Source organism: Pseudomonas sp. ACM7 (genome assembly GCF_004136015.1).
In the GTDB taxonomy this organism is placed as follows: Bacteria; Pseudomonadota; Gammaproteobacteria; order Pseudomonadales; family Pseudomonadaceae; genus Aquipseudomonas; species Aquipseudomonas frigoris.
Map to the genome: position 1 here is coordinate 780,176 of NZ_CP024866.1, position 23,185 is coordinate 803,360.

Here is a 23,185-nt window from a genome sequence, read left to right on the forward strand (position 1 = left end):
TCGGCAGACATATATACCAAACGCGACCAACGGTATCTTAAGTGGTATTATGCCGCCCATTAGTTGACGTCAATTAATGGCAGAGTGACTCCAGACAGAGACCCGTCATCCACGATGCCCGGTCTTCCCGCAGCGAACATCCATTGGCTCCATCCGCTATGTACGCCAGCCTCAAGTCGATCACCCTAAAGCCACCCTCCCGAAAAAACGCGCGCCTGGTCACGCTTGTGTTGTGTACCTGCTCGGCGCTTGGCTGCCTGCTGATTTATAGCCAGTCCACTCCCCTGCCCCTGAGTCTGCTGGTACTCAATATTGCGGCATTGACCTGCGTCGGGGTGCAGTACTGTCTTTCGCGCACGTCGATAAAGTTTCAACCCCAGGAGTTGGCTGACCGGTTGTTGGAGGTACAGGAAAACGAACGGCGCCGGCTCAGTCGGGAACTGCATGACGATATCGGCCAATTGCTGACCGCGGCAAAACTTCAAAGCGACTGGCTCAAACGCCGAATGCCCGAAGAACTTCAGGGCCAGTGTTCGGTGCTCTGCGATACGCTGGAAGAAACCCTGGCCAAAGTGCGAGACGTATCGGCCATTCTCAATCCGAGGCAGCTGACCAGTCTCGGGCTGGAAGCCAGTCTGCGGGCGCATTTACTCAAGACGCTGGCCAACACGCCGGTGCACTGGAGCCTGGAATGCCATCAGCGTTTGGCCGGTATACCGGAGGAAATGACGCTGGCCGCCTTTCGAATCACCCAGGAAGCGGTGACCAATATATTGCGCCATGCCGAAGCGAAAAATCTGTTGGTCCGCCTGCAACGTCAGCCACAGGGCCTGACACTATTGATCAGTGATGATGGCCAGGGATTCGCGCCAGCGACCGATCCAGGTCGTGAGGGGCAACGTGGAATGGCGGGGATGTCGGAACGGATCAATCAGCTGGGAGGCACACTGAGCGTGACCAGCGAGCCGGGCAAAGGCACTCAAATCGAAGCACTCTTCCCCTGGGCGCCTCGTGCACTCGAACGGGCTAGTACGAATAAGGTTATGCGTTGACTTGTAACTTACTTCTGGTGGATGACCACTCGCTTATCAGGGCAGGCGTGCGCGCTCTGGTGCTGGATATTCCCGGCTACGCGGTAATCGGTGAGGCCAATGACGGCTCGCAGCTGCTCGAGATAGCCGAACAGTTGTCCCCGGACATCGTCCTGCTGGATATTTCCATGAAGGAAACCAGTGGCCTTGACGCATTGCAGCGACTCAAGCGAGTACGCCCGCAGAGCAAGGTGCTGATCCTGTCGATGCACACCGATCCAGCACTCATCATGCAGGCACTGGAATCCGGTGCACATGGCTATCTGCTCAAGGACACCACGGCTACCGAGCTCGAACATGCCCTGGATGCCTTGCGTAACAACGAACGCTACCTGAGCCCGGCCATCGCCCACACCGTCATCAACCAGGCGCTAACCCGAACTCAGAAAAACCAGCCGGAACCTGCCGACTCGCACAACCTGACAGCGCGTCAGCTGGAAATCCTTCGGCTGATCGTTCGCGGAAAATCCACCCGGGAGATCGCCAATGGCCTGGGCCTCAGCATCAAGACCGTTGAAACCCACCGCTCGCAGATCATGAAGCGCTTGCAGATCTACGATGTGGCGGGCCTGGTGCTGTTCGCCGTTCGCGAGCAGATCATCAGCCTGGATGATTGATCAACTGCGATGACCCCAGCAGCGGCGAGTTTTCAGGTAAATGCACGCGCAGTGCCGCAGGACGTATCGAGAAACGCAAATTGTCACCTTCCAGAGGTTCGCCATCGAGGTTGATGTAGAGGCCTTCCGAGACCTTGATTTCGACCCATGGCAACCTGACTCGCACAAACATGTTGTCGATGCCGAAGCCATCGGCGAGCAAGGTTTTCAAGATGCCGACGACTTCCTGCGGCGCAGGCAGAATACTGATGTCCAGCAGACCGTCGTCAGCCAGCGCTTCTGGACACAACACATGTCCACCACCGGCCTGCCGACCATTGCCGATGCCCAATGCCAACAGCTCGCCACTCCACTGGAAATCAGGCCCCTGCAACTCGCCATAGGCTGCATGCAACTCACTGAAGCGCGATAAACCGGTGAACAGGTAAGCCGCGCCCCCGAGGACTTTTTTCAAGTCCTCCGAGGTGTTTGCCGTGACCTGACTGCCAAAACCGCCCGTGGCCATATTCAGGAACACCTGCCCACCGACCTCCCCCAGATCAATGGCGCTCGGCGCAGCGTCGAGAAGTTCCAGCGCCTGCGCGGGCTCCAGAGGCACGCCAGCGGCACGCGCAAAATCATTGGCGGTCCCCAACGGCATCAGTACCAGGCTGGCCTCAGTCGAATGCGCAGCCATGGCTTCGGCAATATCGCGCAAGGTACCGTCACCGCCACCGGCGATGATCTGCGTGTAGCCTGCCGCCAGCGCTTCATCTACCAGACGCTGTGCGTCGCCCGCTTCCCAGGTCACTCGAACGGCCAGCTCCCAACCCTGTTTGCGCTTGTCCGCAACGGCAGACCGAACCTCCTCGTTGAGCGCTTGCTTGCCATGCAGAATCAACAGCGCCTTGCGTTCGCTCATTAGTTGTCACTCCCATGATTGAATTCCGTATGGGAGATGTTGACCTCATCTCGCCCCATAAAAGTCGCAAGAATTTGAATTATTTGAAGTCGAGCCCTATGGCGTCCTACAAGGCGGGATTTTTTCTTACAAGACGTGAGGAATCGGCTCAATTGACCGACCCATGCGATTGGTACACCTTGGCGCCTGCGGTTATCAAACATAAGCAGGAACTACACAGGGACGTGCCATGCAAAGCCATGAGATCAGGTCACCGGTCATTCCGGTCGTACCGCTCGCAGAAAAACGCGTCAATCATCAAGCTGAATTAAAAATCAGCGCAAAACCCACTGGAGAAGTTGATATGGAACCTCGCGTCGTTGAATTGGAGACACACCTCAAATACATCCGACGAGACATGGATGAAGTCCGTGGTGACGTCAAATCCATCAAACACAGGCTTGCCTATTCGGCTGGCGGAACAACCGTGGTCATCGGGCTTCTGGCCTGGATCGCCAATAGCCGTTTTGACCAGGTCGTGACACTCCTGGCTCATTAAGGGTTAGCCATGAACGCAAAACCCGGTTCGACCAACCGGGTTTGCGGCAAGAGTCAGCTCAGGACTTCACTCAGCGGGATAAAGCTTACGCAGTCACCTTCGATCAACGTGCGGTCCTCCAGCACCTCAACCAGACCATCAGCCCAGGCGGCGCTACGCAGTACACCCGAACTCTGATTCCTGTAGATGATTGCCCGGCCATTCTCCAGACGTCCACGCAAGTACTCGCGCCGATTACCTGCTTTTGGCCATGCAAACCCTGCAGGCACCTGAAACTTCAGGGGTTCAACCTCTTTTACACCCTGTCGGCGCAAGAGATAGGGCCTTGCCAACAAAGCAAAGGTCACCAGCGTTGAAGCCGGATTGCCAGGCAAACCAATCACAGGTACGCCGCGAAAATGTCCGAATGTCAGCGGTTTGCCAGGTTTGATGGCGAGTTTCCACAACGTCAACTCGCCCTCTTCCCGCAAGGCAATGCCCAGAAAGTCAGCCTCTCCCACCGAGACACCACCGGTCGAAAGGATCAGATCGACATCTTTCAATTCACCAAGGCGAGTGCGGGTGGTCGCTAAATCATCCGGAAGAATTCCGGCATCGATCACCTCACATCCCAGGCGCTGCAACCAACTGCACAGCAACACTCGATTGCTGTTGTAGATCTGTCCCGGCCCCAGAGCCTGACCTGGATCAATCAGTTCATCCCCGGTGGACAGAACAGCAACGCGAACCTTGCGAATCACGTCCAGCTCTGCGCATCCCAGCGATGCAGCCAAGCCCTGTTCGATCGCCCCGAGGCGCGTGCCGGCTGACAGAATCAATTCACCAACAGTAGCTTCCTGGCCTTGAGGACGAATGTTTTGTCCTGGGGCCATGGTTTCGGTGAAACGTACTCGCTCGTCCGCCTGAACCTCGGTGTTTTCCTGCATCTCGACGCAATCTGCACCAGCGGGCACTGGTGCACCGGTGAAGATTCGTGCACAGGTGCCAGGCCTCAACGGCTCCGGAGCCTGACCGGCAAAAATCTTCTGGCTGACCACCAGTGGCTCTCCAGTCCAGTCGGCCACGCGCAAGGCATAGCCGTCCATGGCACTGTTGGGCCAAGGTGGTAGATCAAGCGTCGAGACCAGGTCATCGGCCAGCACCCGGCCCTGAACCTGCGCCAATGGCAAGCGTTCACGCTCACGAATCGGTGAGGCTTCGGCCATTGCCAGCAAGCGTGCCAGTGCCACCTCGACAGCCATCAGACTGCCAGTCTTGCCTGGCTTACCCGCGGGATTCACAGGGTGCCGCCTGTTTGAGATGAGCCACGAAATTGCACGGACGGTGACGCGAATCCAGCTGCTCGGCAAGAATGCCATCCCAACCGGTGCGCACGGCATTGGTCGAACCCGGCAAGCAGCAGACCAGCGTGCTATTGGCCAGGCCGGCCAGAGCACGGGACTGAACAGTAGAGGTGCCGATATCCGCTACCGATATCTGCCTGAACAGCTCACCAAAACCGTCGACCTGTTTATCCAGCAGGCAACTCACCGCTTCCGGAGTGCTGTCGCGTCCAGTGAAACCGGTACCGCCAGTGATCAGCACCACCTGCACGACATCGTCGGCAATCCAGTTGGCGACTTGCGCACGAATTTTGTAGAGATCATCTTTGAGCAGAACCCGGGCCGCCAGGTTATGACCGGCAGCGCTCAACCGGTCGACGAAGACCTGGCCTGAGGTATCGGTTTCCAGGGTACGGGTATCGCTGACCGTCAGCACCGCGATGTTGAGCGGTGCGAAAGGTACATCAGCCTTGGCTTTCATAGGCTCATCCAGTTGTAGGAGAAACAGCCCGGTGTTATATCACAGCGCTTCATTTTTTCGCCGCCCCCATGGAGACCTGCCATGACCTCGAATACACATTTGCCGCCCTGTTCCATTCTGCTCCTGGCAGGTGGTCGTGGCCAACGCATGGGCGGTCAGGACAAAGGACTGCTGGAATGGCAAGGTGAGCCACTGATTGCCCACTTGCACCGCAAGACCCGTTCATTGAGCGATGACCTGATCATCTCCTGCAACAGAAACCTGGATAAGTACGCGCCCTACGCCGACCAGCTGGTTCATGACGATGAAGGCGACTTCCCTGGCCCCCTGGCCGGTATTCGCGCAGGCCTGAAGGCCGCCCGCCATGCGCATTTGCTGGTGCTGCCTTGTGACGTACCGCGCATCGATGCCGCGCTGCTCAATAGCATGCGCGACGCCGCCAGCCGGCACCCGGATCAACCGCTGATGCTGCGCCATGGCGAACATTGGGAACCTCTGCTGTGCATAATCCCCGTAGCACTCTCGGCGGATTTCGACAGTGCCTGGAACGACGGCGAACGCAGCCCGGGTCGTCTCATGCGCAAACTGGGCGCTAATGCCCTGCAATGCCCCGACAATGACCCACGCCTGGCCAACCTCAACACACCAGAACTGTTGAGTGTCCACTACACTGTGTCAGACTGACAGGAGAAGGAACTTGCGCGTGCTGTACACGTCTCAAGCTCCGTAACCAAAAGAATTCATATTCGGAGACACACTCATGACTCAACGGCCCCTCGCTACTTTCATGCTCGCACTGGGCCTCGCTACCCTCGCCGGTTGCGCATCGCCTACAGTGATCACCTTGAATGACGGTCGAGAAATCCAGGCTGTCGACGCGCCAAAGTTCGATAAAGATTCGGGTTTCTACGAATTCGAACAACTGGATGGCAAGCAGACCCGCATCAACAAGGATCAGGTTCGTACCGTTAAAGAGCTGTAATTTTTGCGGTGATAACCGGATATGGAAAAGCCCGCTTTATGCGCAATGCTGTTCACTTAAGGGAAACCGGCGCTTACCCCGAAATGGGAAAGCGCCGTTTTTCTTGGACTTCGCCGCAGCACCGAAAAGCAAAAACCTTCGGTCAGCGGCTTAAGTGAACAGCATTGCGCTTTATGCGGGCTTTTTCGTGGCTGAAGATCAGCAAACTCACTGAACTTCGTGATCACCACTGCAGGGTGATGGTGCTTTCGAATGCTCTTTCCTGGCCGGTGACCGGGTCCAAAAACCGTAATCCCTGAGCGAGCAGTTTCAAAGGATTGGCATAGTCATCCTCAACATCCTTGAGTACGTGCGGATAAAACGGGTCGTTGCAGATGCTGGCGCCCAAGGCTGTCATGTGCACCCGTAACTGATGCTTCTTGCCCGTCACCGGGTAAAGCGCATAACGCCAGAGATCACCGTTCTTCTCCCTGACTTCGACAGCCGTTTCGGTATTGCTGACGCCCGGACCTTCCTGCATGCGGAAGAAAGGCTCGCCATCGATGAGGCGACTCTTATGGACCAATGGAAAAGAGCGTTCAGGCAACGCTCGGGCAATTGCCTCGTAGCGCTTTTCGATCTGCCGCGTAGGAAACAACGACTGATAGGCAGAACGGCTCTGAGGGTTGGCGGAAAACAGCACCAGCCCCGCTGTGTGCCGGTCAATGCGATGCAAAGGCACCAGATGCGGGTTATCGAGTCGACGGATAAGCCGTCGCAACAGGGTCTGCTCCACGTATTCACCCGCGGGAGTCACTGGCAGAAAATGTGGCTTGTCCGCCACGACCAGATGCTCATCCGCGTACAGAATCGACTCGATCACCGGGATCGGCTTTTCGTCCGGCACCTCACGAAAATAATGAATCCGCAAGCCTTCCTTGTAAGGCAGATCAAGGGCGATCGGCATGCCGTGGCCGTCGAGGACACGACCGCGAGCGATTCTGTCCAGCCATTGTTCACGACCGATGGCGCTGAAGTGTTCGCACAGACAATCGAGCACGGTCTGCCACGGACCAGGCGGCAAGTAGAGCGTGCTGGCCTGGTTGTGTGCAGCAGAAAAAGATGAAGTGGACATACGAAAGTTCTAACCCTCAATACAGGGCGGCATTATCCAACAGCGGCCGGAACGAACCTAGAAGAGAACCTCAAGCCGGTATCTGCGCGCGCGCTGCCGCTTCGGTGAACTCCTTGAGCCAGCGCAGCACATCGACTGCCTCCCAGCGACCAGGGTCATAAAGCGCATACAACAAACCCTGATAGCCCACGACATCCAGCTGCCGGTGATAGCCCGCACGCTGGAACAAGGCTTCGATTTCGGCGAAACAGGTATTGAAATGCAGTTTATTGAAGGGGGTTTTTCCTTCTGTCACCAGGCCATCCAGACGCAATTCGAGGACAGCCTCGCGCACCACGTCCGCCGACATCCGGTTCACGCTGTTCTTCAATTGTTCGACATTGACCACAATTCATCCCTCTCACGCCCGGACCGCCTGCCCAAACCCGAAAACCAGGGGTGCAAGGCAGGCATCACGAATAACTGTATACGCATACAGTATCCGATCAGTGCCGGTAAAGCCAAGGGGGTCCATCGCAAAGTTCGACAGGCGGAACATCGCCATCCGCGACAACGGCTTAACGCAGGAACGCCACTACCTGATCGGCACTGAACGGCCAGCCCAGCTCCGCGCCAGTATCGACCCGCCGTAATACCGGAATACGCAGACTGTAAGCTTCGAACCATGTTTCATCGTCCGCGATATCCACCAGTTCCACCAGCAGACCGCGCTCGACAAATTCCATCAGCATGGCTTCTGCCACTTCACAGAGATGACACCCAAGGGTGCCGAACAGCTGACATTCAGGAAGCATGAGCGCTCTACCGAAAAAATTAAGTCATCATTCTAGGCCCGCCCCGAAAAGCCGTCGAGCCATTGAATGCTCTACCCTTGAGCCATAACGGCAACGGGTCGCGGCAATACGCTGACGCACATCAGTCGCCTTCCATATCCTTTGCGCGATGCTCACGGATTATTTGCCTCTACGCTTGAATTGCCAGCGTCCATCACCGGAGTTTTTTGTGTTCGCTAACCTGTTGATCATCCTCGCCTCCTCCCTGGTGGTGATTGCACTGTTCCAGCGCCTGCGATTGCCACCGGTGCTGGGCTACTTGTGCGTGGGGCTGATCGTCGGGCCAACTGCATTCAACTGGGTGAATGAAAGCGAAGAGTTGCCGGACCTCGCCGAGTTGGGCGTGGTGTTTCTGCTGTTCTCCCTCGGGCTGGAGTTTTCCCTGTCGAAAATGCTCGTGTTGCGCCGAGTGGTGTTTGGCCTTGGCAGTCTGCAAGTGCTGTGCTCCGGGATGCTGCTAGGTGGTTTGCTGATGCTGCTCGGCATGCCGATCACGCCTGCGTTGTTACTCGGCGCCGGCCTGTCGCTGTCTTCCACGGCCATTGTCAGTAAAGAGTTGAGCAGTCTCGGCGAGATTTTCAGCAGTCACGGCCAGAATGCCATTGCCGTGTTGCTGTTCCAGGACGTCGTCGCGGTATTGCTGCTGACCCTGGTGCCCGTGTTCGCTGGCAGCAGCGATCAGGCCTGGTATTGGGCGCTGCCACTGACGCTGGGTAAAACCGTCGTGTTGTTCGTCGGTCTGCTGCTGGCCAGTCACTGGTTGCTGCCGCGGCTGTTCCATGAAGTGGCGGCTGCCCGTTCCCCGGAACTGTTCGTGCTACTGGCGCTGGTGATTGTTCTGCTGACGGCGTGGCTGACTCACCTGCTCGGTCTCTCGCCTGCTCTGGGTGCGTTTCTCGCTGGCATGCTGCTGGGGGAAAGCCACTACCGGCATCAGATCGAGGCCGACATCCGCCCGTTTCGCGACATCCTGCTCGGGTTGTTCTTCGTCAGTATCGGCATGCTGATCGACTTGCAGTTGTTCGCCAACCACGGCCTGCTGATTCTCGGCCTGACCCTGGGCTTGTTGCTGCTCAAGGGCAGCGTCGTTGCGCTGCTGGTCAAATGGCGCGGCAGCGATGGCGAAACCGCCTGGCGCAGCGGCCTGGCATTGGCTCAGGGCGGCGAGTTCTGCTTTGCGCTGATGGCACAGATGCAGCAGAACAAACTGATGCCCGCGGATTTTGGCGGTCTGCTGCTGGCGGCGACCTTCTGTTCGATGCTGGTCACGCCGTTGCTGCTGCGCGCCGCGCCCCACGTCGCCACGCGCCTGCACCGCAAGCCCAATGAAGAAGCGAAACTCGAGGAAATCAGCGCACTCAACGCCGACTTGCATAACCATGTAGTGATCTGTGGCTATGGTCGTGTAGGTCAGTCAATCGGACGCGCACTACGCAATGCGCAGCAACCCTATATCGCACTGGATACTGATCCGGTGCGTGTCCACGAAGCCGCCGTGGGTGAAACCTGTGTGCATTATGGCGACTCACGCCGCGGTGAACTGCTGGTCGCGATAGGGCTGGAGCGCGCCAGACTGTTGGTGATCGCCGTGGATCAGGCCGACATCGCTTTACTGATCCTCAAGGAAGCGCGGCGACTCAACGCGACAGTGCCTATTCTGGTGCGCACACGCGACGACAGCCAGCTGGCCGAGTTGAAGGCAGCCGGCGCCAGCGAAGTCGTGCCCGAACTGCTGGAGTCGAGCCTGATGCTCGCCTCCCACGCGCTGATCATGCTGGGATTACCCGCGCATCAGGTACAGGAGCGGGCCGACCAGATTCGGCACGACCGCTATCGTCTGCTGCACGGTTTCTATCCAGGCGCTGACGACGAAGAGACCTAGTCCTGGCTCACAGCGCCAATCTTGTGCACCGACAAGTCCGCGCCGTAATACTCTTCTTCCTGACTCAGGCGCAAGCCATGGAACGCCTTGATCGCGCCATACACGGCAAAGCCACCAGCCAGCGCCACAACCACCCCCAACGCAGTGCCGATCAACTGGCTGATCAGACTCACGCCGCCCAGCCCACCCAACGCGTTTTGGCCGAAAATGCCGCAGGCGATTCCGCCCCAGACGCCACACAAACCATGCAACGGCCAAACCCCCAACACATCGTCGATGCGCCATTTGACTTGAGCCGCAGTGAAGCACCAGACAAACAATGCGCCGGCGATGACGCCAGTGATCAGCGCACCCACCGGGTGCATCAGATCGGAACCGGCGCAGATCGCCACCAGCCCGGCCAGCGGGCCGTTATGCAGAAAGCCCGGGTCATTGCGCCCGACGATCAGCGCCGCCACGGTACCGCCGACCATGGCCATCAACGAGTTCACCGCCACCAGTCCGCTGACACCTTGCAAGGTTTGCGCGCTCATCACGTTGAAACCGAACCAGCCAACGATCAGGATCCACGACCCCAGCGCCAAAAAGGGAATGCTCGAGGGCGCGAACGCCACCAGTCGCCCTTCGCGATAACGACCATTGCGCGGCCCGAGCAACAACACCGCCGCCAGAGCCAGCCAACCGCCCATGGCGTGGACCACCACCGAGCCGGCGAAATCATGGAAGCTGGCGCCAAAGTGCTCCAGCAACCAGGCTTGCAGGCCAAAGTTGCCGTTCCAGATCATGCCCTCGAAGAACGGATAGATGAACGCCACGATCAGTGCCGTCGCGCACAACTGCGGGACGAACCGGGCACGCTCGGCGATGCCTCCGGAAATGATCGCGGGTATCGCCGCAGCAAACGTCAGCAGGAAGAAAAACTTCACCAGCCCATAGCCATGATCAGCATTGATCACCGCCGCCGGTTGCATGAAGGTCACCCCATAGGAAATCCAATAGCCTATAAAGAAGTAGGCCAGAGTCGAAATGGCGAAGTCGCTGAGAATCTTCGACAAGGCATTGACCTGGTTCTTTTGTCGAACCGTGCCGACTTCAAGAAAGGCGAAACCGGCGTGCATCGCCAGCACCATGACCGCGCCGATCAGAATGAACAACGTATTTGAGCTATGGACCAGACTGTCCACAGCGCTTTGCAGATTTTCCATGGGGTTGGCAGACCTGAAGGCTAAAAAAGCACCAAAGCAGTTCGCGCAGACAATTCATGCACCAAGTTGCACCTTGCCGGGATCGGCAGATTGATCCCGATGAGCCACTTTGGCGCACAAGGTTGGAACCTTTGCGCGAGTTTTCATTATTTGAGATAAGGTTTTGCTCGAATCCTGCCCAGCAACAGCGCAACGGCGCAGGCAGACGCACCACGACGTAGCAAAAGTTGTACCAGTCATTTGTACTGAACCTTCGCGCAAGGCTCATACTCGAACGCTTCAGAAGCCACTTACGGAGATCCACCCATGGCCAGTATCAAGGCAAAGACTGCTCAAGAAATCCTGATGAACGATTTTCAGACGCTGGTCAGCGACACCGAACGCTTGCTGGAACACACCGCAACGTTGGCCGGCGATCAGGCTGATGAGTTGCGCGAGCAAATCCACGACAGTCTGCTGCGTGCGCGCGAAACCTTGAAATTGACCGAAGACTCCCTGCGCGAACGCAGCAAAGCCGCCGTTACCGCCACCGAAGATTATGTCCAGGCCAACCCATGGCAATCGGTCGGGATCGCGGCCGGCGTGGGTTTCCTGCTTGGCTTGCTGGCCACTCGGCGCTGATATGGCGATCGGCGAATCCGGCTCGTCCGCGACGGGCCCAAGCTCCTCACCGCGGCGCCTGGGTGCCGCGTTTCTTGGACTGCTGCACAGCCATGTCGAACTGTTCGGCATCGAATTGCAGGAACAAAAAGCCCGCACGGTAAGCCTGTTGCTATTCGCAGGCCTGGCGCTGGTTTTTGCCTTGCTGTTGCTGGTGGGGTTGTCGACGCTGGTGTTGATCCTGTTTTGGGACACCTACCGTCTGGCGGCAATCATCGGGCTCTGTGTTTTCTACACACTTGCGGCCATTTTCTGTGCGATGCGCTTGAGAGCGGCGATTTTCGATGAATCGTCGCCCTTCCACGGCACCCTGGAAGAGTTGGCCAACGATCGGGAGCGTCTGCTGCCATGAGCCTGCCAGAACTGCCTCACAACAGCTCGCGCACCGAAATGCGCAAGGCGCTGATCCGCCTGCGCATGGAAATGCATCGCCAGGAAATCCGCCACGAATCCGCGCAACTGCTGCAACCCTTGCAGCGTGTGCGCGGGATGACGCAAAACCTGCAAGATGGCTTCGGCATCAAGCACGCTCCACTCTGGGGCGTGGCAGCCGTCACTTTGCTGGGCTTTCTGACGGGTAAGGGCGCCAAGAGCGGTGGCGTCAGCAGCCTCACTCGACTGGTACGTCTGGGCGCCACGCTGGGGCCATTGATCAAGCTGGTCATGCAAGGCTCTTCGCGTAACCACTAAGGCCGTTATCTGGCTGCATTCTTGCAACATCGGGATTGAACCTCTTTATCGAGGGGTTCAATCCTGCGTGCCTGACCGGTGAACAGGTTTTATCCAATAACAAGACCAGACCAAGGAGGCCTCGTGATCGACGGGCAACCGCTCGCCTGTTTTCAGCCATTCATCGATACCGCCACCGGCCGTATCGCTGGTGTCGAGGCACTGGGAAGATTGCTGCAGGCCGACGGTCAACTGACCTCGGTGGGGCCGCTGTTCGCCGACCCGCGAACGCCCGCCATCGCGCTGCGTCGTCTGGATCGCCAGATCCGCGATAACGCGCTAAGCCGCCTGCATGAAGCGCCCTCGGACTGGTTTCTGAGCCTGAACATATCGCCACGCTGGATCAACCGCTTGCGGCAGGACCAGGCTCTACCGAGCCTCGAGCAATTGAGCAGGCACAACGTCGATCCACAACGCATTGTCTTCGAGATCACCGAACTGGGAGGCGATATTCAGCGCCTGACCGAAGTCGTGGCACGCTACCGACAGGCCGGCGCGAGGATCGCCATCGATGATTTCGGTGCCGGATACTCTCAGCTTGATCGCGTACTCGCGCTGCAACCGGACATTCTCAAACTCGACATGCGCTTGTTCCAGGCCGCTGCGTTAGGTGGACCGAGCAGCGACGTGGTCAAGGCTCTGGCGCAAATGGCGGAGAAAACCGGTTGCTGGATCATCGCCGAAGGGGTGGAAACCGAAGCTCAACTGAGTTTTGCCCTGGAGTGCGGTTCGCGCTACGTTCAGGGTTTTCTGTTCGCCCGGGCGCAAGCCGGTTTCTTTGCCTCGGACGCCTTTGTCGAGCGCTTCGCGCAACTGCGTCAGCGCTATGTTCAGCAGAAGCTGGATGAGCGCGGTCGCCTGATGATCATGCGCCAGCAACTCAGCGAGCTGATGACCATCCTGCAAGCATGGGCTCAGGCCCGCGCGCCGCTCAGTGCCTTGCCACAACTGGATGCATTTCCCTGGCTGCTGCGCTTCTACCAATGCGACCGCCACGGCACGCAACTGACGCCCAACCTTGAATGGCGCAACAACGGCTGGGAGGCCGACAATCGCTACCTAGGCCACAACTGGTCATGGCGCCCCTACTTCTATCACCTGCTGGCAGAGGGTTGGGATGAGCGAAGACTGACGCTCTCCAATACTTACCGCGATGCCACCAGCAACCAGTATTGCCTCACCGCCGGGCAATTTTTCGACCACGGCGAGCGACTGCTGCTCATCGATATCGACGCCGTCGGGCTGTAGTTCCGCTTGCAGGTCCGGACGCGAACCCGGAAGCTTAAGCAATCAGTCACCTGACGGAGAGAACCAGCCTTGGATTGGCAAACACTGCTTACCCGCGAACGCCTCGGAAAGCCTCTGCACAGCCCGGAAGAACTCGGTCGCAGCCCTTTCCATAAAGACCACGACCGGATCATTTTCTCGGGCGCGTTTCGCCGCCTCGGGCGTAAGACCCAGGTCCATCCGGTCACCAGCAACGATCATATCCACACGCGCCTGACCCACTCGCTGGAAGTCAGCTGCGTCGGGCGTTCGCTGGGCATGCGCGTCGGCGAAACCATCCGCAACGCCCTGCCTGACTGGTGCGAGCCCAGCGACCTGGGCATGGTGGTGCAATCGGCTTGCCTGGCCCATGACATCGGCAATCCGCCCTTCGGCCACTCCGGCGAAGACGCGATTCGCCACTGGTTCCAGCAAGCCGCCGGCCGTGGCTGGCTGGATGCAATGAGCGAAGTCGAACGCAATGACTTCCTCAATTTCGAAGGCAATGCCCAAGGCTTCCGGGTACTCACCCAGCTGGAGTATCACCAGTTCGACGGCGGCACCCGGCTGACTTACGCCACTCTGGGTACTTATCTGAAGTACCCATGGACGGCAAAACACGCGGATTCACTGGGCTACAAGAAACACAAGTTCGGCTGCTATCAGAGCGAATTACCGCTTCTGGAACAAATCGCCCATAAACTCGGCCTGCCGCAACTCGAGGAACAGCGTTGGGCGCGCCATCCGCTCGTGTATCTGATGGAGGCTGCCGATGACATCTGCTACGCGCTGATCGATCTGGAAGACGGTCTGGAAATGGAGTTGCTGGAGTACGCTGAAGTCGAGTCCCTGTTGCTGGACCTTGTGGGTGACGATCTGCCGGAAACCTATCGCCAGCTTGGTCCACTGGATTCGCGCCGGCGCAAACTGGCGATCCTGCGAGGCAAAGCCATTGAACACCTGACCAACGCCGCAGCACGGGCCTTTGTCGAGCAACAGGACGCGTTGCTGGCAGGCACGCTGCCCGGTGATCTGGTGGAGCACATGCACGGCCCTGCCAAGCGTTGCGTCTTGAATGCCAAGGACATGGCGCGGAAAAAAATCTTCCAGGACAAGCGCAAGACCCTGCATGAAATCGGCGCCTACACCACCCTGGAAATCCTGCTCAACGCCTTCTGCGGTGCTGCACTGGAACAGCATAACGGTCGAACGCCGTCTTTCAAGAGTCGCCGAGTCCTCGACCTGTTGGGTAACAATGCGCCCGATCCTCACGGCTCATTGCACGCCTCGTTTCTACGGATGATTGACTTCATCGCCGGCATGACCGACAGCTATGCAAGCGAAATGGCGCTGGAGATGACCGGTCGTTCGAGCCGCTGATGAGACCCGGGTGATCAGCCATTACACCGCCTGCAATGGTTGATTTGCCTCTCAAACCCCACCAAGTGCACTCAACGTTCGCCGAATCCCCCTACAACATGTGCTGAGCTAACTGATCGATTATTCGGTAACGTCGCGAAATAATCTCGCTTCCTTCAGTTCGACAGAAGAAGCGTGAATAATCCTATGTTCAAAGACGATCTGCGCATCTTGCTGGTGGAAGATCATCCCTTCCAACTCCGGGCGACTCAATACCTGCTTGAGAGTTACGGTTTCACCCAACTGACCACCACCGACAGCGCCGATGGCGCCTTGCAACAAATGCTCAAGGCTGTGCAACCGTTTGATATTCTTTTGTGCGATCAATGTCTGCCCGACCTCTGCGGGCTTGATCTGGTCGAATTCGCCAGCCACCGGGGGATGATTAGACAGGCAATACTGTTAAGTAGTCTGACATCCGCCGAACTGGATAAACTTGAAAAAAAGGCCAACGAACACGGACTGCCATTATTAGGGTACTTGATCAAACCGCTGAAACAATCCGAATTTAGAAACCTATTGACCTTAACCTCATTGTAAAAACCCATACCAAACGCACTAAAAAATCAGCCTGAATACAACTCACAACTTACAATTAAATACTTCAAAACTCTCGACTAACCATCAACACTCTTCACCCTTCCTCATAAAAAACCTAGTTGATACGTAGTCCCATTCTTCTTCAGCTGTAGGATTATTCCTATATTGCCGCTGCAGGTCCGTCAGCTCATGCGTCGCCTCAACTATCTGAGCTAAGGTGCGCGCTTTATTAGAGCTCGTATGGGATTTGATTATGAACTCCGTTTTTATTGTCGACGATCACCCGGTCATCCGCCTTGCCGTCAGAATGTTGCTTGAACATGAAGGTTACAAAGTCGTCGGCGAAACTGATAATGGGGTCGACGCCATGCAGATGGTTCGCGAATGCATGCCTGACCTCGTCATTCTCGACATCAGCATTCCCAAGCTGGATGGGCTGGAAGTTCTCGCCCGTTTCAACGCAATGAGTACCCGCCTGAAAACATTGGTATTAACAGCACAGTGCCCGACACTTTTCGGTATTCGTTGCATGCAATCCGGCGCATCAGGATATGTGTGTAAACAGGAAGACCTGAGTGAACTGGTCAGTGCTATAAAGGCCGTACTGTCAGGTTACAACTATTTCCCAAGTCAGGCCTTGAATCCTGTTCGCTGTGATGACGCACGTTTCGCCGACCTGGAACTGTTCAAGTCAGTCAATGACCGGGAACTGATGGTATTGCAACTCTTTGCCCAAGGCCGCACCAACAAGGAAATTGCCAAAGGCATGTTTCTGAGCAACAAGACTGTCAGCACTTATAAAAAACGCCTCATGCAGAAACTCAAAGCCAAATCCCTGGTTGAACTCATCGATATGGCAAAACGCAACGCGTTAGTGTGAGAAACAGGATGCCCAGTCGTATAAAGGATTATCTGACACTCATGGCCGCAGGATTATGCCTCACCGCCTCAGTGGCCGCTGCGCAGACCGTCAGCGAGAACTACACCCTGATGAGTCGCTCGATGGCCGGACACCAGGAAGTCCAACTGGATAAATCACAACGACAATGGATTGAGAATAAACGGGAACTGATCCTGGGCACGTCAGCCCCGGACTACCCCCCTTTCGACCTGACCATCAGTGGTCACGACTACGAAGGTTTTACCGCCGATTACGCGGGCATCCTCGGTAAAACAACCGGTTTGCCAATCAAGGTTCTGAGATTTTCGTCCCGGGAGGCCGCTATAGAGGCACTCGAAAACGGCGAGATCGATTTGCTGGGGACCGCCAATGGATTCGAAGCTCACAACGCTGACATCGTACTTTCCACCCCCTACGCCGTAGACCAGCCGGTTCTGGTGACACGCGAAGGTGAAACCAGATCCTTGACCGATGGCCTGGCCGGTCTGCGCCTGAGCATGGTGTATCACTATTTGCCGCTGGAGGAGGTCAAGGAAATGTATCCGAGGGCGATCATCACGTCCTTTCCGTCCTACCAGAATGCGATCAATGCCGTTGCCTTCGACCAGGCTGACGTTTTTCTGGGTGACACCATTTCCACCCATTACATGATCAACAAGGGGTATCTGAACAACATCCGCATGGCCAACTTCGGCAAACACGAAGCCCACGGTTTCAGCTTTGCCGTGCACAAGGACAACCCGCAACTGCTCGGGATCATCAACGCAATGCTCATGGCCATTCCCACCAGCGAACGAGACAACATCTCCAAACGCTGGAGTGCCGGCAGTGACATGCTGCTCACCGATCAAAAACTGCAGCTCACCCACAATGAGGAACGCTGGCTGGCACAACACCCGGTAGTGCGTGTGGTGGTCAATGAGGCTTTTGCGCCGCTGACGTTTTTCGACAGTGATGGCAACTTTCGTGGGGTTACCGCCGACTTGCTCGAGCTGATCAGATTGCGCACCGGTTTGCGCTTCGACGTCCGTCGCAGCCGCAGTGATGACGAGATGATCGAGCAGATCAGGGACAATAAGGCCGACTTGATCGCCGCCCTGCTCCCCAGCGCCCAACGTGAATCGACGCTGAACTTCACCCGCCCCTACCTGCAAAACTCTTTTGTCCTGTTGACTCGCAAAGCCGCCGACAGCCCGACAAGCCTTGCGCAATTGCAGGACAAACGCCTGGCAATCGCCCAAGGCAATCCCCTGGTGGATTACCTGCGCAGCGAGTTCCCGCGGATCAGGCTGATTGAAACCCCGGACACGTTCAGCGCCGTGGAGTTGCTGGCCGAGGGCAAGGCAGAAGGTGCGGTGAATTCACTAGTGATTGCCAACTACTTCATCTCATCGCAGCTCTTCGAGCACACCCTTCAAATCAGTACCACCATCGGTACCCGGCAGGCTGCGTTTTCCCTGGCCACAGGCCGAGATGCCAAAGAACTGAACGCCATCCTCAACAAGGCACTGCTGAGCATTGCGCCGGAAGAACTGGGCATCATCAACAGCCGCTGGCGCGGCTATTCGGCGTCCTCGCAAAGTACCTGGCGCAACTATCACCGACTGTTCTACCAAATCGTTATCGGTGCCGGGGTGCTGCTGCTGATTTCCGTTGCCTGGAACGCTTACATGCGTCGCCAGATAAAGCAGCGTCAGGCAGCCGAGCGTGCATTGAACGATCAACTCGAATTCATGCGCTCACTGGTCAACGGGACGCCTCATCCCATCTACGTGCGCGATCGCCAGGGGCTGCTGCAAAGCTGCAACGACAGTTACCTGGAAGCCTTCTGCGCGAGACGTGAAGACGTCATCGGCAAAGGCGTCATGCAAGGCAATATGAGCAATGCGTTCGAAGCCCGGGAGTATCAGGCCGATTACCAGCGCGTCGTGGCCGAGGGCATACCGCTGATTCTCGATCGCGCGCTGCACATCGGCGGCCGCAGGCTGACGATTTACCACTGGATTCTTCCCTACCGTGATTCGAGCGGTGAAGTACAAGGCATCATCGGCGGCTGGATCGACATCAGCGAACGGCGGCAACTGTTCGATGATCTGCGCTATGCCAAAGAACGCGCCGATGAAGCCAACCGTGCCAAAACCACGTTTCTGGCGACCATGAGCCATGAGATCCGCACCCCGATGAATGCGGTCATCGGCATGCTCGAACTCACGCTGAAACGCATCGATCATACGCACCCGGATCGCTCGGCCATCGATGTGGCGTACAACTCGGCCAAGGACCTGCTGGAGCTGATCGGGGACATTCTCGACATTGCACGGATTGAATCCGGACGGCTGAGCCTGAGCCCTGAACGGGTCAATCCAAGTGAAATCGTGGCCTCGGTGGTGCGGGTCTTCGATGGACTGGCGCGCCAGAAAAGCCTGCGGCTGCAGCTGGAATTTCGCCCTGCCAATCCAGGGTTTGATGTCCTGTTGGACCCGATGCGCTTCAAGCAGGTGCTGTCCAACCTGGTGAGCAACGCCATCAAATTTACGGAGCGCGGCCAAATCAGGATCATCGTCGACCTGCACCCAACCGCCGAGCCTGAGCGGGTCCGGATGCTGTTGCAGGTTCACGACAGCGGCATAGGGATCAGTGAACAGGATCAGCGGCGGTTGTTCGAACCTTTTGCTCAGGCTGATCACTCCGGGCAGTCAGCCAGAGGCGGTGCGGGGCTTGGGCTGGTGATCAGCCGCAGCCTGTGCGAAATGATGGGCGGCAGCCTGCAATTGAGCAGCCAGCCGGGTGTCGGCACTCAAGTCGAGGTGTCGTTGCATCTGGCAACACTGCCGCTCGAGCAGAAGCCAGAGACTGTTGAAGCGCAAATCCACACCACGACACCCCCGTTGAATGTTTTGGTGGTCGACGATCACCCCGCCAATCGCTTGCTCATGTGCCAGCAACTGGAGTTTCTGGGCGTAGGCATTCAGCAGACAGTCAAACGGAATCACCAGAAAATAAAATGCGAAACTTGAAAGGAGGGACTCGCTGTCACAATCGGTCCCTACTTCGGCAGCCGGCACCGGAATCGGAGGCCCTGAAGCTGCATTCGCCAAGGCCCTGAACTCGAGTTGAATACCGAGCAACTTCAGGCCTTGATGTTGGGTTTACCATGGCAACGCATGGGCAGTGGCGGTGCGATCACACTGCTTTAAAAAGCTGAAATTGGCGCCTTGGTCTACTGCTGCAAGCGACCTGCTTTGGTAAAAGCCAAGGCATGACTTTTTCTCCCGATCTCGACCAAATGTCCTCCGACCAACTGCGCGCCCTCGCGGCGCAGTTGCTGTCGCAAGTCGAGACCCTGGGCAAGAAGATCAACCGCGACCAAACGGTTATCGAGAAGCTGACCCACGAGATCGCGCAGCTCAAGCGTTTCAAGTTTGCCAAGCGCAGCGAGCAACTGAAGCCAGAGCAGGCCAGCCTGCTCGATGACCTGATCGATACCGATATCGCCGCGATTGAAGCTGAGCTTCAAGCCTTGCAAACGGCTCCAACGCCGCCTGAGAAAAAGCAAAAGCCTAAGCGCGCGGCATTGCCGGCAGAGTTTCCGCGCATGTTGATCCATAACGAACCAGACAACACTCACTGCTCATGTGGTTGCGCGCTCAAGCGCATCGGTGAGGACGTCAGCGAGAAGCTGGACTACACGCCAGGCGTATTTACCGTCGAGCGCCATGTCCGTGGCAAATGGGTTTGTGATGACTGCGAAACGCTGATCCAGGCACCCGTCCCCGCGCAGATCATCGACAAAGGCATCCCCACCGCCGGGATGCTGGCTCAAGTGATGGTCGCCAAATACGGTGATCATTTGCCGCTGTACCGCCAGGAAACGATCTTTGGCCGGGCTGGCTTTGCCATCCCGCGCTCGAGGTCGGCACCTGCGGTGTGCAGTTGCAACCGCTGGTTGATGCCCTGCGCGAAGTGGTGCTCACCCATGGCGTGGTGCACGCCGATGAAACGCCGGTACAGGTGCTCATGCCTGGCGCGAAGAAAACCCATCATGGCTACGTTTGGGCCTACGCGACCACCGCATCAGCCGATGTCAGCGCAGTGGTGTACGACTTCAGCCCAAGCCGTTCGGGCGAGCATGCGCGCAACTTCCTGCAAGACTGGAAAGGCAAACTGGTGTGCGAAGATTTTGGTGGCTACAAGTGTTGGCGCCGACGCCGAATTGATCCAGTTGCCGATATGTCACTGACCCAGTCTATTCCTTGCAAAACATTGCCTTTGCTGAATTTGGGCAGATTGGAGGTGGGTCAGTCTTGCGTCAGCACGTGGGCCATTTGGCGTCGGCGCCAACACTACTCACCACATTGAGTGGTTTTTCGGCCCTTCGGTGACCTTTGCTGCTCTGTTATTGGGTTAATTTGAGGTTTTTTGCTTGGTGCAGGCGCACCTATCCCGTGACTGGTGGCCCTTGAGATGAAAATTTGGCCAGCCGTCGCAGGTTCTGCACCGCAGCGGCCAGCGTGAATTCATCCGTCGCGCCACTCATGCCACGTAGCCGCAGGCGATCCAATTTCAGGATGCGCTTGAGGTGGGCAAACAACATTTCGACCTTTTTACGTTCGTGGCGAGAGCGCTGATATGCCGGCGTTGCTGCAATGCGCCGAGCCACATCGCGAGCGGCTTCATGGACGCTGCGAGCGATCTTGCGAATCGAAGTGTTCGGGCAGCACTTGGCTTTCATCGGACATGTCGCGCAGTCGGTCTGTCTGGATCGGAAGATGATGGTGTTGGCTTTTGTGACGCGCGAACGCTCGTTTTTGAAGGCTCGCCATTCGCTGCGCAATGGGTTGCCGGCCGGGCAGCGATATTCCTCGGCCTCTTCATTCCAGTGGAAATCGTTACTCGAAAAGCTGTCGTTCTTGCGCTCAGTTTTGTCCCACACCGGCACATGCGGCTCGATGTCTTTTTCCTCCACCATCCAGGCCAGCATCGGCGCGGTACCGTAAGCGGTGTCGCCAATGAGGCGTTCCGGCTTGATGTCGAACTGCGCTTCGACCCGATCGATCATCGTCTTGGTGCTCTCGACTTCTGCGGTTCGATGAGCCGGTGTGGGTTCCACATCCATGATCACGCCGTGCTCGGTATCGATCAGATAATTCGTGGAGTAAGCATAGAACGCTGGGCCACCTGGAGCTGCGGTCCAGCGGGCTTGAGGATCAGTCAGTGATAGGCGCTTCGGCAGCGTTTCGGCCAGAGCCTCTTCATCGAGGGCTTCAAGATACTCACGCACGGCGCGGGTGCTCAGGGCCGGATCGCTCCAATTGACCTGTTCATCACCCGGTACACCGCGCTGCCGGCTGGCATCCGCTTTGATGATGCTGGCGTCCACGGCAAAGCCTTCACCTTTGACCAAGCCTGCGTCCATGCAACGACGCAGCACTTCATTGAACAGCCAGCGAAAGAGATCGCTGTCCCGAAAACGGCCGTGTCTATTTTTGGAAAAGGTCGAGTGATTGGGGACTTCATCTTCAAGGCTTAACCGGCAGAACCAGCGATACGCCAGGTTAAAATGGGCCTCTTCGCACAACCGCCGCTCAGAGCGAATGCCGTAGCAATAGCCCACGATCAGCATGCGAATCATCAGTTCAGGATCAATCGACGGACGCCCAATCGGGCTATAGAAATCGGCGAGGTAATGGCGCAGGTCGCTCAGATCGAGACACCGATCAATGCTGCGCAGAAGGTGATTGGCTGGAATGTGATCTTCAAGGTTGAACGAGTAAAACAGCCGATCCTGCCCACTCGATAACTGTCCCATCATGCTGCGTGCTTCCCTGCTGGCCAATGCAGATATTTTGCCGCAGGCCAGATAGGGGAGCTACTTTTTCAACAGAATCGGCCAGAAGCGGCCACTCAATGCATCGGATCAGTCGGGTTCGTCTCCATAGACAGACGGACAGTCGTAGGCCATGACGTCGCGGTTTTTGAGGGATTGGAATTTGGGTTTTGGAAGTACCTCATAGGGTATCTAAAAAAATCAGCTAGCTATAGCTTTCGGTGGAGTCGAATCCGGATTTTTTTACTGCGTTTCTGCCAGAAGTTGAGTGGTGCGGACGAAATGAGATATCGCTTGAAATTGGACGAATCTGCGATCACCTATCATTACAAGCCAGTTGTGGAAGACCTAATGCGTCCGCTGAGCATCTTCTGGAATCAGCCCGATTACGATGCGGTTTCAGTGTGGCACCCACACCCGTTATTCGAGGAGAATATTCGGCTGTTCTTCCAAGCGCCGGGAGCTTCGTCTAATGGTCGAGAGCACCATCGCCGCCCCTCGGTACGCGAGTCGTTAGACATTGGCCTAACAGCGTTTTTGGAGAGATTTTTAACGAGGTTTTTGGCTATCAAAAGGGCGGCCGCGGAAACTGAGTGCAACACCTGACCTTTCCGGTACGGTGTTGCCCCTATGTCCTATCACGAACTTAGCGTCGAAGAGCGCGTAACCATCCAACTCGGTCACGTCCAAGGCTTCAGCCTGCGCAGGATTGCCCTCTTGATCAAGCGCTCGCCCTCAACCATCAGCCGGGAGTTGAGGCGTAATGGGGAGCGTTGCGGCAGTTACTCAGCCCACACTGCTCAGCACTCTATGCGGGTTCGTCGTCGCCCCTGCCGCCCCAAGCGCAAGCTGTTGCGGGGCAGTGAACGCTAACGCT

Annotated in this window: 21 protein-coding genes and 3 pseudogenes; 16 read left to right on the plus strand and 8 right to left on the minus strand. The window is 57.1% G+C overall.

What is annotated here, in order from left to right; genetic code table 11:
- The first annotated feature begins 158 nt into the window (after positions 1 to 158).
- Both CUN63_RS03735 and CUN63_RS03740 read left to right on the plus strand, forming a co-directional pair.
- The gene (locus CUN63_RS03735) at positions 159 to 1,052 is read left to right on the plus strand and encodes a sensor histidine kinase (protein WP_129445055.1); all 894 of its coding nucleotides are present in this window, start codon (positions 159 to 161) and stop codon (positions 1,050 to 1,052) included.
- Positions 1,049 to 1,708: a response regulator transcription factor gene (locus CUN63_RS03740; protein WP_129437300.1), complete on the plus strand. Its 660-nt coding sequence runs from the start codon at positions 1,049 to 1,051 to the stop codon at positions 1,706 to 1,708. Before CUN63_RS03735 ends, CUN63_RS03740 begins: the two co-directional genes overlap by 4 nt.
- Here CUN63_RS03740 and yegS read toward each other — a convergent pair.
- Positions 1,692 to 2,609 carry a lipid kinase YegS gene (gene yegS, locus CUN63_RS03745; protein ID WP_129437302.1) on the minus strand — a complete coding sequence of 306 codons (918 nt, stop codon included), beginning with the start codon at positions 2,607 to 2,609 and terminating at the stop codon, positions 1,692 to 1,694. The two genes, CUN63_RS03740 and yegS, sit on opposite strands and share 17 nt — an antisense overlap.
- A gap of 229 nt (positions 2,610 to 2,838) precedes the next feature.
- Between yegS and CUN63_RS03750 the strand changes: the two genes are divergently transcribed.
- The gene (locus tag CUN63_RS03750; protein ID WP_129437304.1) at positions 2,839 to 3,147 is read left to right on the plus strand and encodes a hypothetical protein; all 309 of its coding nucleotides are present in this window, start codon (positions 2,839 to 2,841) and stop codon (positions 3,145 to 3,147) included.
- Between the two features lie 53 nt (positions 3,148 to 3,200).
- Here the strand turns inward: CUN63_RS03750 and glp are convergent, their stop codons facing one another.
- The gene (gene glp, locus CUN63_RS03755; RefSeq protein ID WP_129437306.1) at positions 3,201 to 4,427 is read right to left on the minus strand and encodes a gephyrin-like molybdotransferase Glp; all 1,227 of its coding nucleotides are present in this window, start codon (positions 4,425 to 4,427) and stop codon (positions 3,201 to 3,203) included.
- Entirely contained in the window at positions 4,411 to 4,950 is a 540-nt protein-coding gene (gene moaB / locus CUN63_RS03760) for a molybdenum cofactor biosynthesis protein B (protein ID WP_129437308.1), read from the minus strand. Before moaB ends, glp begins: the two co-directional genes overlap by 17 nt.
- An 81-nt stretch (positions 4,951 to 5,031) precedes the next feature.
- Here moaB and mobA point away from each other — a divergent pair, with 81 nt between their 5' ends.
- On the plus strand, positions 5,032 to 5,634 hold the full coding sequence (mobA, locus tag CUN63_RS03765) for a molybdenum cofactor guanylyltransferase MobA (protein ID WP_129437310.1): 603 nt from the start codon (positions 5,032 to 5,034) through the stop codon (positions 5,632 to 5,634).
- 76 nt (positions 5,635 to 5,710) lie between these two features.
- A complete protein-coding gene (locus tag CUN63_RS03770; protein ID WP_129437312.1) occupies positions 5,711 to 5,932 on the plus strand; it encodes a YgdI/YgdR family lipoprotein in 222 nt (73 codons plus the stop codon).
- A gap of 223 nt (positions 5,933 to 6,155) precedes the next feature.
- On the opposite strand, the gene CUN63_RS03775 is transcribed toward CUN63_RS03770, so the two are convergent.
- From CUN63_RS03775 to CUN63_RS03785, 3 genes are all read right to left on the minus strand, one after another.
- On the minus strand, positions 6,156 to 7,046 hold the full coding sequence (locus tag CUN63_RS03775; RefSeq protein ID WP_129437314.1) for a pseudouridine synthase: 891 nt from the start codon (positions 7,044 to 7,046) through the stop codon (positions 6,156 to 6,158).
- A gap of 70 nt (positions 7,047 to 7,116) precedes the next feature.
- On the minus strand, positions 7,117 to 7,434 hold the full coding sequence (locus CUN63_RS03780) for a hypothetical protein (protein WP_046049178.1): 318 nt from the start codon (positions 7,432 to 7,434) through the stop codon (positions 7,117 to 7,119).
- 169 nt (positions 7,435 to 7,603) lie between these two features.
- On the minus strand, positions 7,604 to 7,840 hold the full coding sequence (locus CUN63_RS03785) for a glutaredoxin family protein (RefSeq protein WP_111452360.1): 237 nt from the start codon (positions 7,838 to 7,840) through the stop codon (positions 7,604 to 7,606).
- A gap of 208 nt (positions 7,841 to 8,048) precedes the next feature.
- Between CUN63_RS03785 and CUN63_RS03790 the strand changes: the two genes are divergently transcribed.
- Entirely contained in the window at positions 8,049 to 9,761 is a 1,713-nt protein-coding gene (locus CUN63_RS03790; protein ID WP_129437316.1) for a monovalent cation:proton antiporter-2 (CPA2) family protein, read from the plus strand.
- Here the strand turns inward: CUN63_RS03790 and CUN63_RS03795 are convergent.
- Positions 9,758 to 10,966, minus strand: coding sequence for an ammonium transporter (locus CUN63_RS03795; protein ID WP_129437318.1), 1,209 nt, complete (start codon positions 10,964 to 10,966; stop codon positions 9,758 to 9,760). The two genes, CUN63_RS03790 and CUN63_RS03795, sit on opposite strands and share 4 nt — an antisense overlap.
- Before the next feature lie 306 nt (positions 10,967 to 11,272).
- Between CUN63_RS03795 and CUN63_RS03800 the strand changes: the two genes are divergently transcribed.
- The 9 genes and pseudogenes from CUN63_RS03800 to CUN63_RS03840 form a co-directional block, all read left to right on the plus strand.
- A complete protein-coding gene (locus CUN63_RS03800) occupies positions 11,273 to 11,587 on the plus strand; it encodes a YqjD family protein (RefSeq protein ID WP_046049174.1) in 315 nt (104 codons plus the stop codon).
- A 1-nt stretch (position 11,588) separates the two neighbouring features.
- Complete coding sequence (locus CUN63_RS03805) at positions 11,589 to 11,978, plus strand: phage holin family protein (RefSeq protein ID WP_008145878.1); 390 nt, start codon at positions 11,589 to 11,591, stop codon at positions 11,976 to 11,978.
- The gene (locus CUN63_RS03810) at positions 11,975 to 12,316 is read left to right on the plus strand and encodes a hypothetical protein (RefSeq protein ID WP_046054409.1); all 342 of its coding nucleotides are present in this window, start codon (positions 11,975 to 11,977) and stop codon (positions 12,314 to 12,316) included. Before CUN63_RS03805 ends, CUN63_RS03810 begins: the two co-directional genes overlap by 4 nt.
- 123 nt (positions 12,317 to 12,439) lie before the next feature.
- A complete protein-coding gene (locus CUN63_RS03815) occupies positions 12,440 to 13,603 on the plus strand; it encodes an EAL domain-containing protein (RefSeq protein WP_129437320.1) in 1,164 nt (387 codons plus the stop codon).
- 69 nt (positions 13,604 to 13,672) lie between these two features.
- On the plus strand, positions 13,673 to 15,001 hold the full coding sequence (locus CUN63_RS03820) for a deoxyguanosinetriphosphate triphosphohydrolase (RefSeq protein WP_129437322.1): 1,329 nt from the start codon (positions 13,673 to 13,675) through the stop codon (positions 14,999 to 15,001).
- A gap of 186 nt (positions 15,002 to 15,187) precedes the next feature.
- Positions 15,188 to 15,580, plus strand: coding sequence for a response regulator (locus CUN63_RS03825; protein WP_129437324.1), 393 nt, complete (start codon positions 15,188 to 15,190; stop codon positions 15,578 to 15,580).
- Positions 15,581 to 15,833: 253 nt separating this feature from the next.
- A complete protein-coding gene (locus CUN63_RS03830; protein WP_046049241.1) occupies positions 15,834 to 16,460 on the plus strand; it encodes a response regulator transcription factor in 627 nt (208 codons plus the stop codon).
- An 8-nt stretch (positions 16,461 to 16,468) separates the two neighbouring features.
- Positions 16,469 to 19,441: pseudogene (locus CUN63_RS03835) on the plus strand (transporter substrate-binding domain-containing protein); the annotation flags it as partial.
- A gap of 299 nt (positions 19,442 to 19,740) precedes the next feature.
- Positions 19,741 to 20,717 (plus strand): annotated as a pseudogene (locus tag CUN63_RS03840) (IS66 family transposase); the annotation flags it as partial.
- Between the two features lie 202 nt (positions 20,718 to 20,919).
- Here CUN63_RS03840 and CUN63_RS03845 read toward each other — a convergent pair.
- A complete protein-coding gene (locus CUN63_RS03845) occupies positions 20,920 to 22,293 on the minus strand; it encodes a transposase (protein ID WP_129437326.1) in 1,374 nt (457 codons plus the stop codon).
- A 645-nt stretch (positions 22,294 to 22,938) separates the two neighbouring features.
- On the opposite strand from CUN63_RS03845, the pseudogene CUN63_RS03850 reads away from it, so the two are divergent.
- A pseudogene (locus CUN63_RS03850) lies at positions 22,939 to 23,178 on the plus strand (helix-turn-helix domain-containing protein); the annotation flags it as partial.
- Positions 23,179 to 23,185 lie beyond the last annotated feature (7 nt).

Excerpts from the sequence above, each read along its gene's own strand:
- CUN63_RS03845 (WP_129437326.1), bottom strand. The coding sequence starts at position 22,293 with ATGATGGGACAGTTATCGAGTGGGCAGGATCGGCTGTTTTACTCGTTC.
- CUN63_RS03770 (WP_129437312.1), top strand. The coding sequence starts at position 5,711 with ATGACTCAACGGCCCCTCGCTACTTTCATGCTCGCACTGGGCCTCGCT.
- CUN63_RS03750 (WP_129437304.1), top strand. The coding sequence starts at position 2,839 with ATGCAAAGCCATGAGATCAGGTCACCGGTCATTCCGGTCGTACCGCTC.
- CUN63_RS03830 (WP_046049241.1), top strand. The coding sequence starts at position 15,834 with ATGAACTCCGTTTTTATTGTCGACGATCACCCGGTCATCCGCCTTGCC.
- CUN63_RS03795 (WP_129437318.1), bottom strand. The coding sequence starts at position 10,966 with ATGGAAAATCTGCAAAGCGCTGTGGACAGTCTGGTCCATAGCTCAAAT.
- CUN63_RS03735 (WP_129445055.1), top strand. The coding sequence starts at position 159 with ATGTACGCCAGCCTCAAGTCGATCACCCTAAAGCCACCCTCCCGAAAA.
- CUN63_RS03800 (WP_046049174.1), top strand. The coding sequence starts at position 11,273 with ATGGCCAGTATCAAGGCAAAGACTGCTCAAGAAATCCTGATGAACGAT.
- mobA (WP_129437310.1), top strand. The coding sequence starts at position 5,032 with ATGACCTCGAATACACATTTGCCGCCCTGTTCCATTCTGCTCCTGGCA.
- moaB (WP_129437308.1), bottom strand. The coding sequence starts at position 4,950 with ATGAAAGCCAAGGCTGATGTACCTTTCGCACCGCTCAACATCGCGGTG.
- yegS (WP_129437302.1), bottom strand. The coding sequence starts at position 2,609 with ATGAGCGAACGCAAGGCGCTGTTGATTCTGCATGGCAAGCAAGCGCTC.
- CUN63_RS03805 (WP_008145878.1), top strand. The coding sequence starts at position 11,589 with ATGGCGATCGGCGAATCCGGCTCGTCCGCGACGGGCCCAAGCTCCTCA.
- CUN63_RS03775 (WP_129437314.1), bottom strand. The coding sequence starts at position 7,046 with ATGTCCACTTCATCTTTTTCTGCTGCACACAACCAGGCCAGCACGCTC.
- CUN63_RS03785 (WP_111452360.1), bottom strand. The coding sequence starts at position 7,840 with ATGCTTCCTGAATGTCAGCTGTTCGGCACCCTTGGGTGTCATCTCTGT.
- CUN63_RS03810 (WP_046054409.1), top strand. The coding sequence starts at position 11,975 with ATGAGCCTGCCAGAACTGCCTCACAACAGCTCGCGCACCGAAATGCGC.
- CUN63_RS03825 (WP_129437324.1), top strand. The coding sequence starts at position 15,188 with ATGTTCAAAGACGATCTGCGCATCTTGCTGGTGGAAGATCATCCCTTC.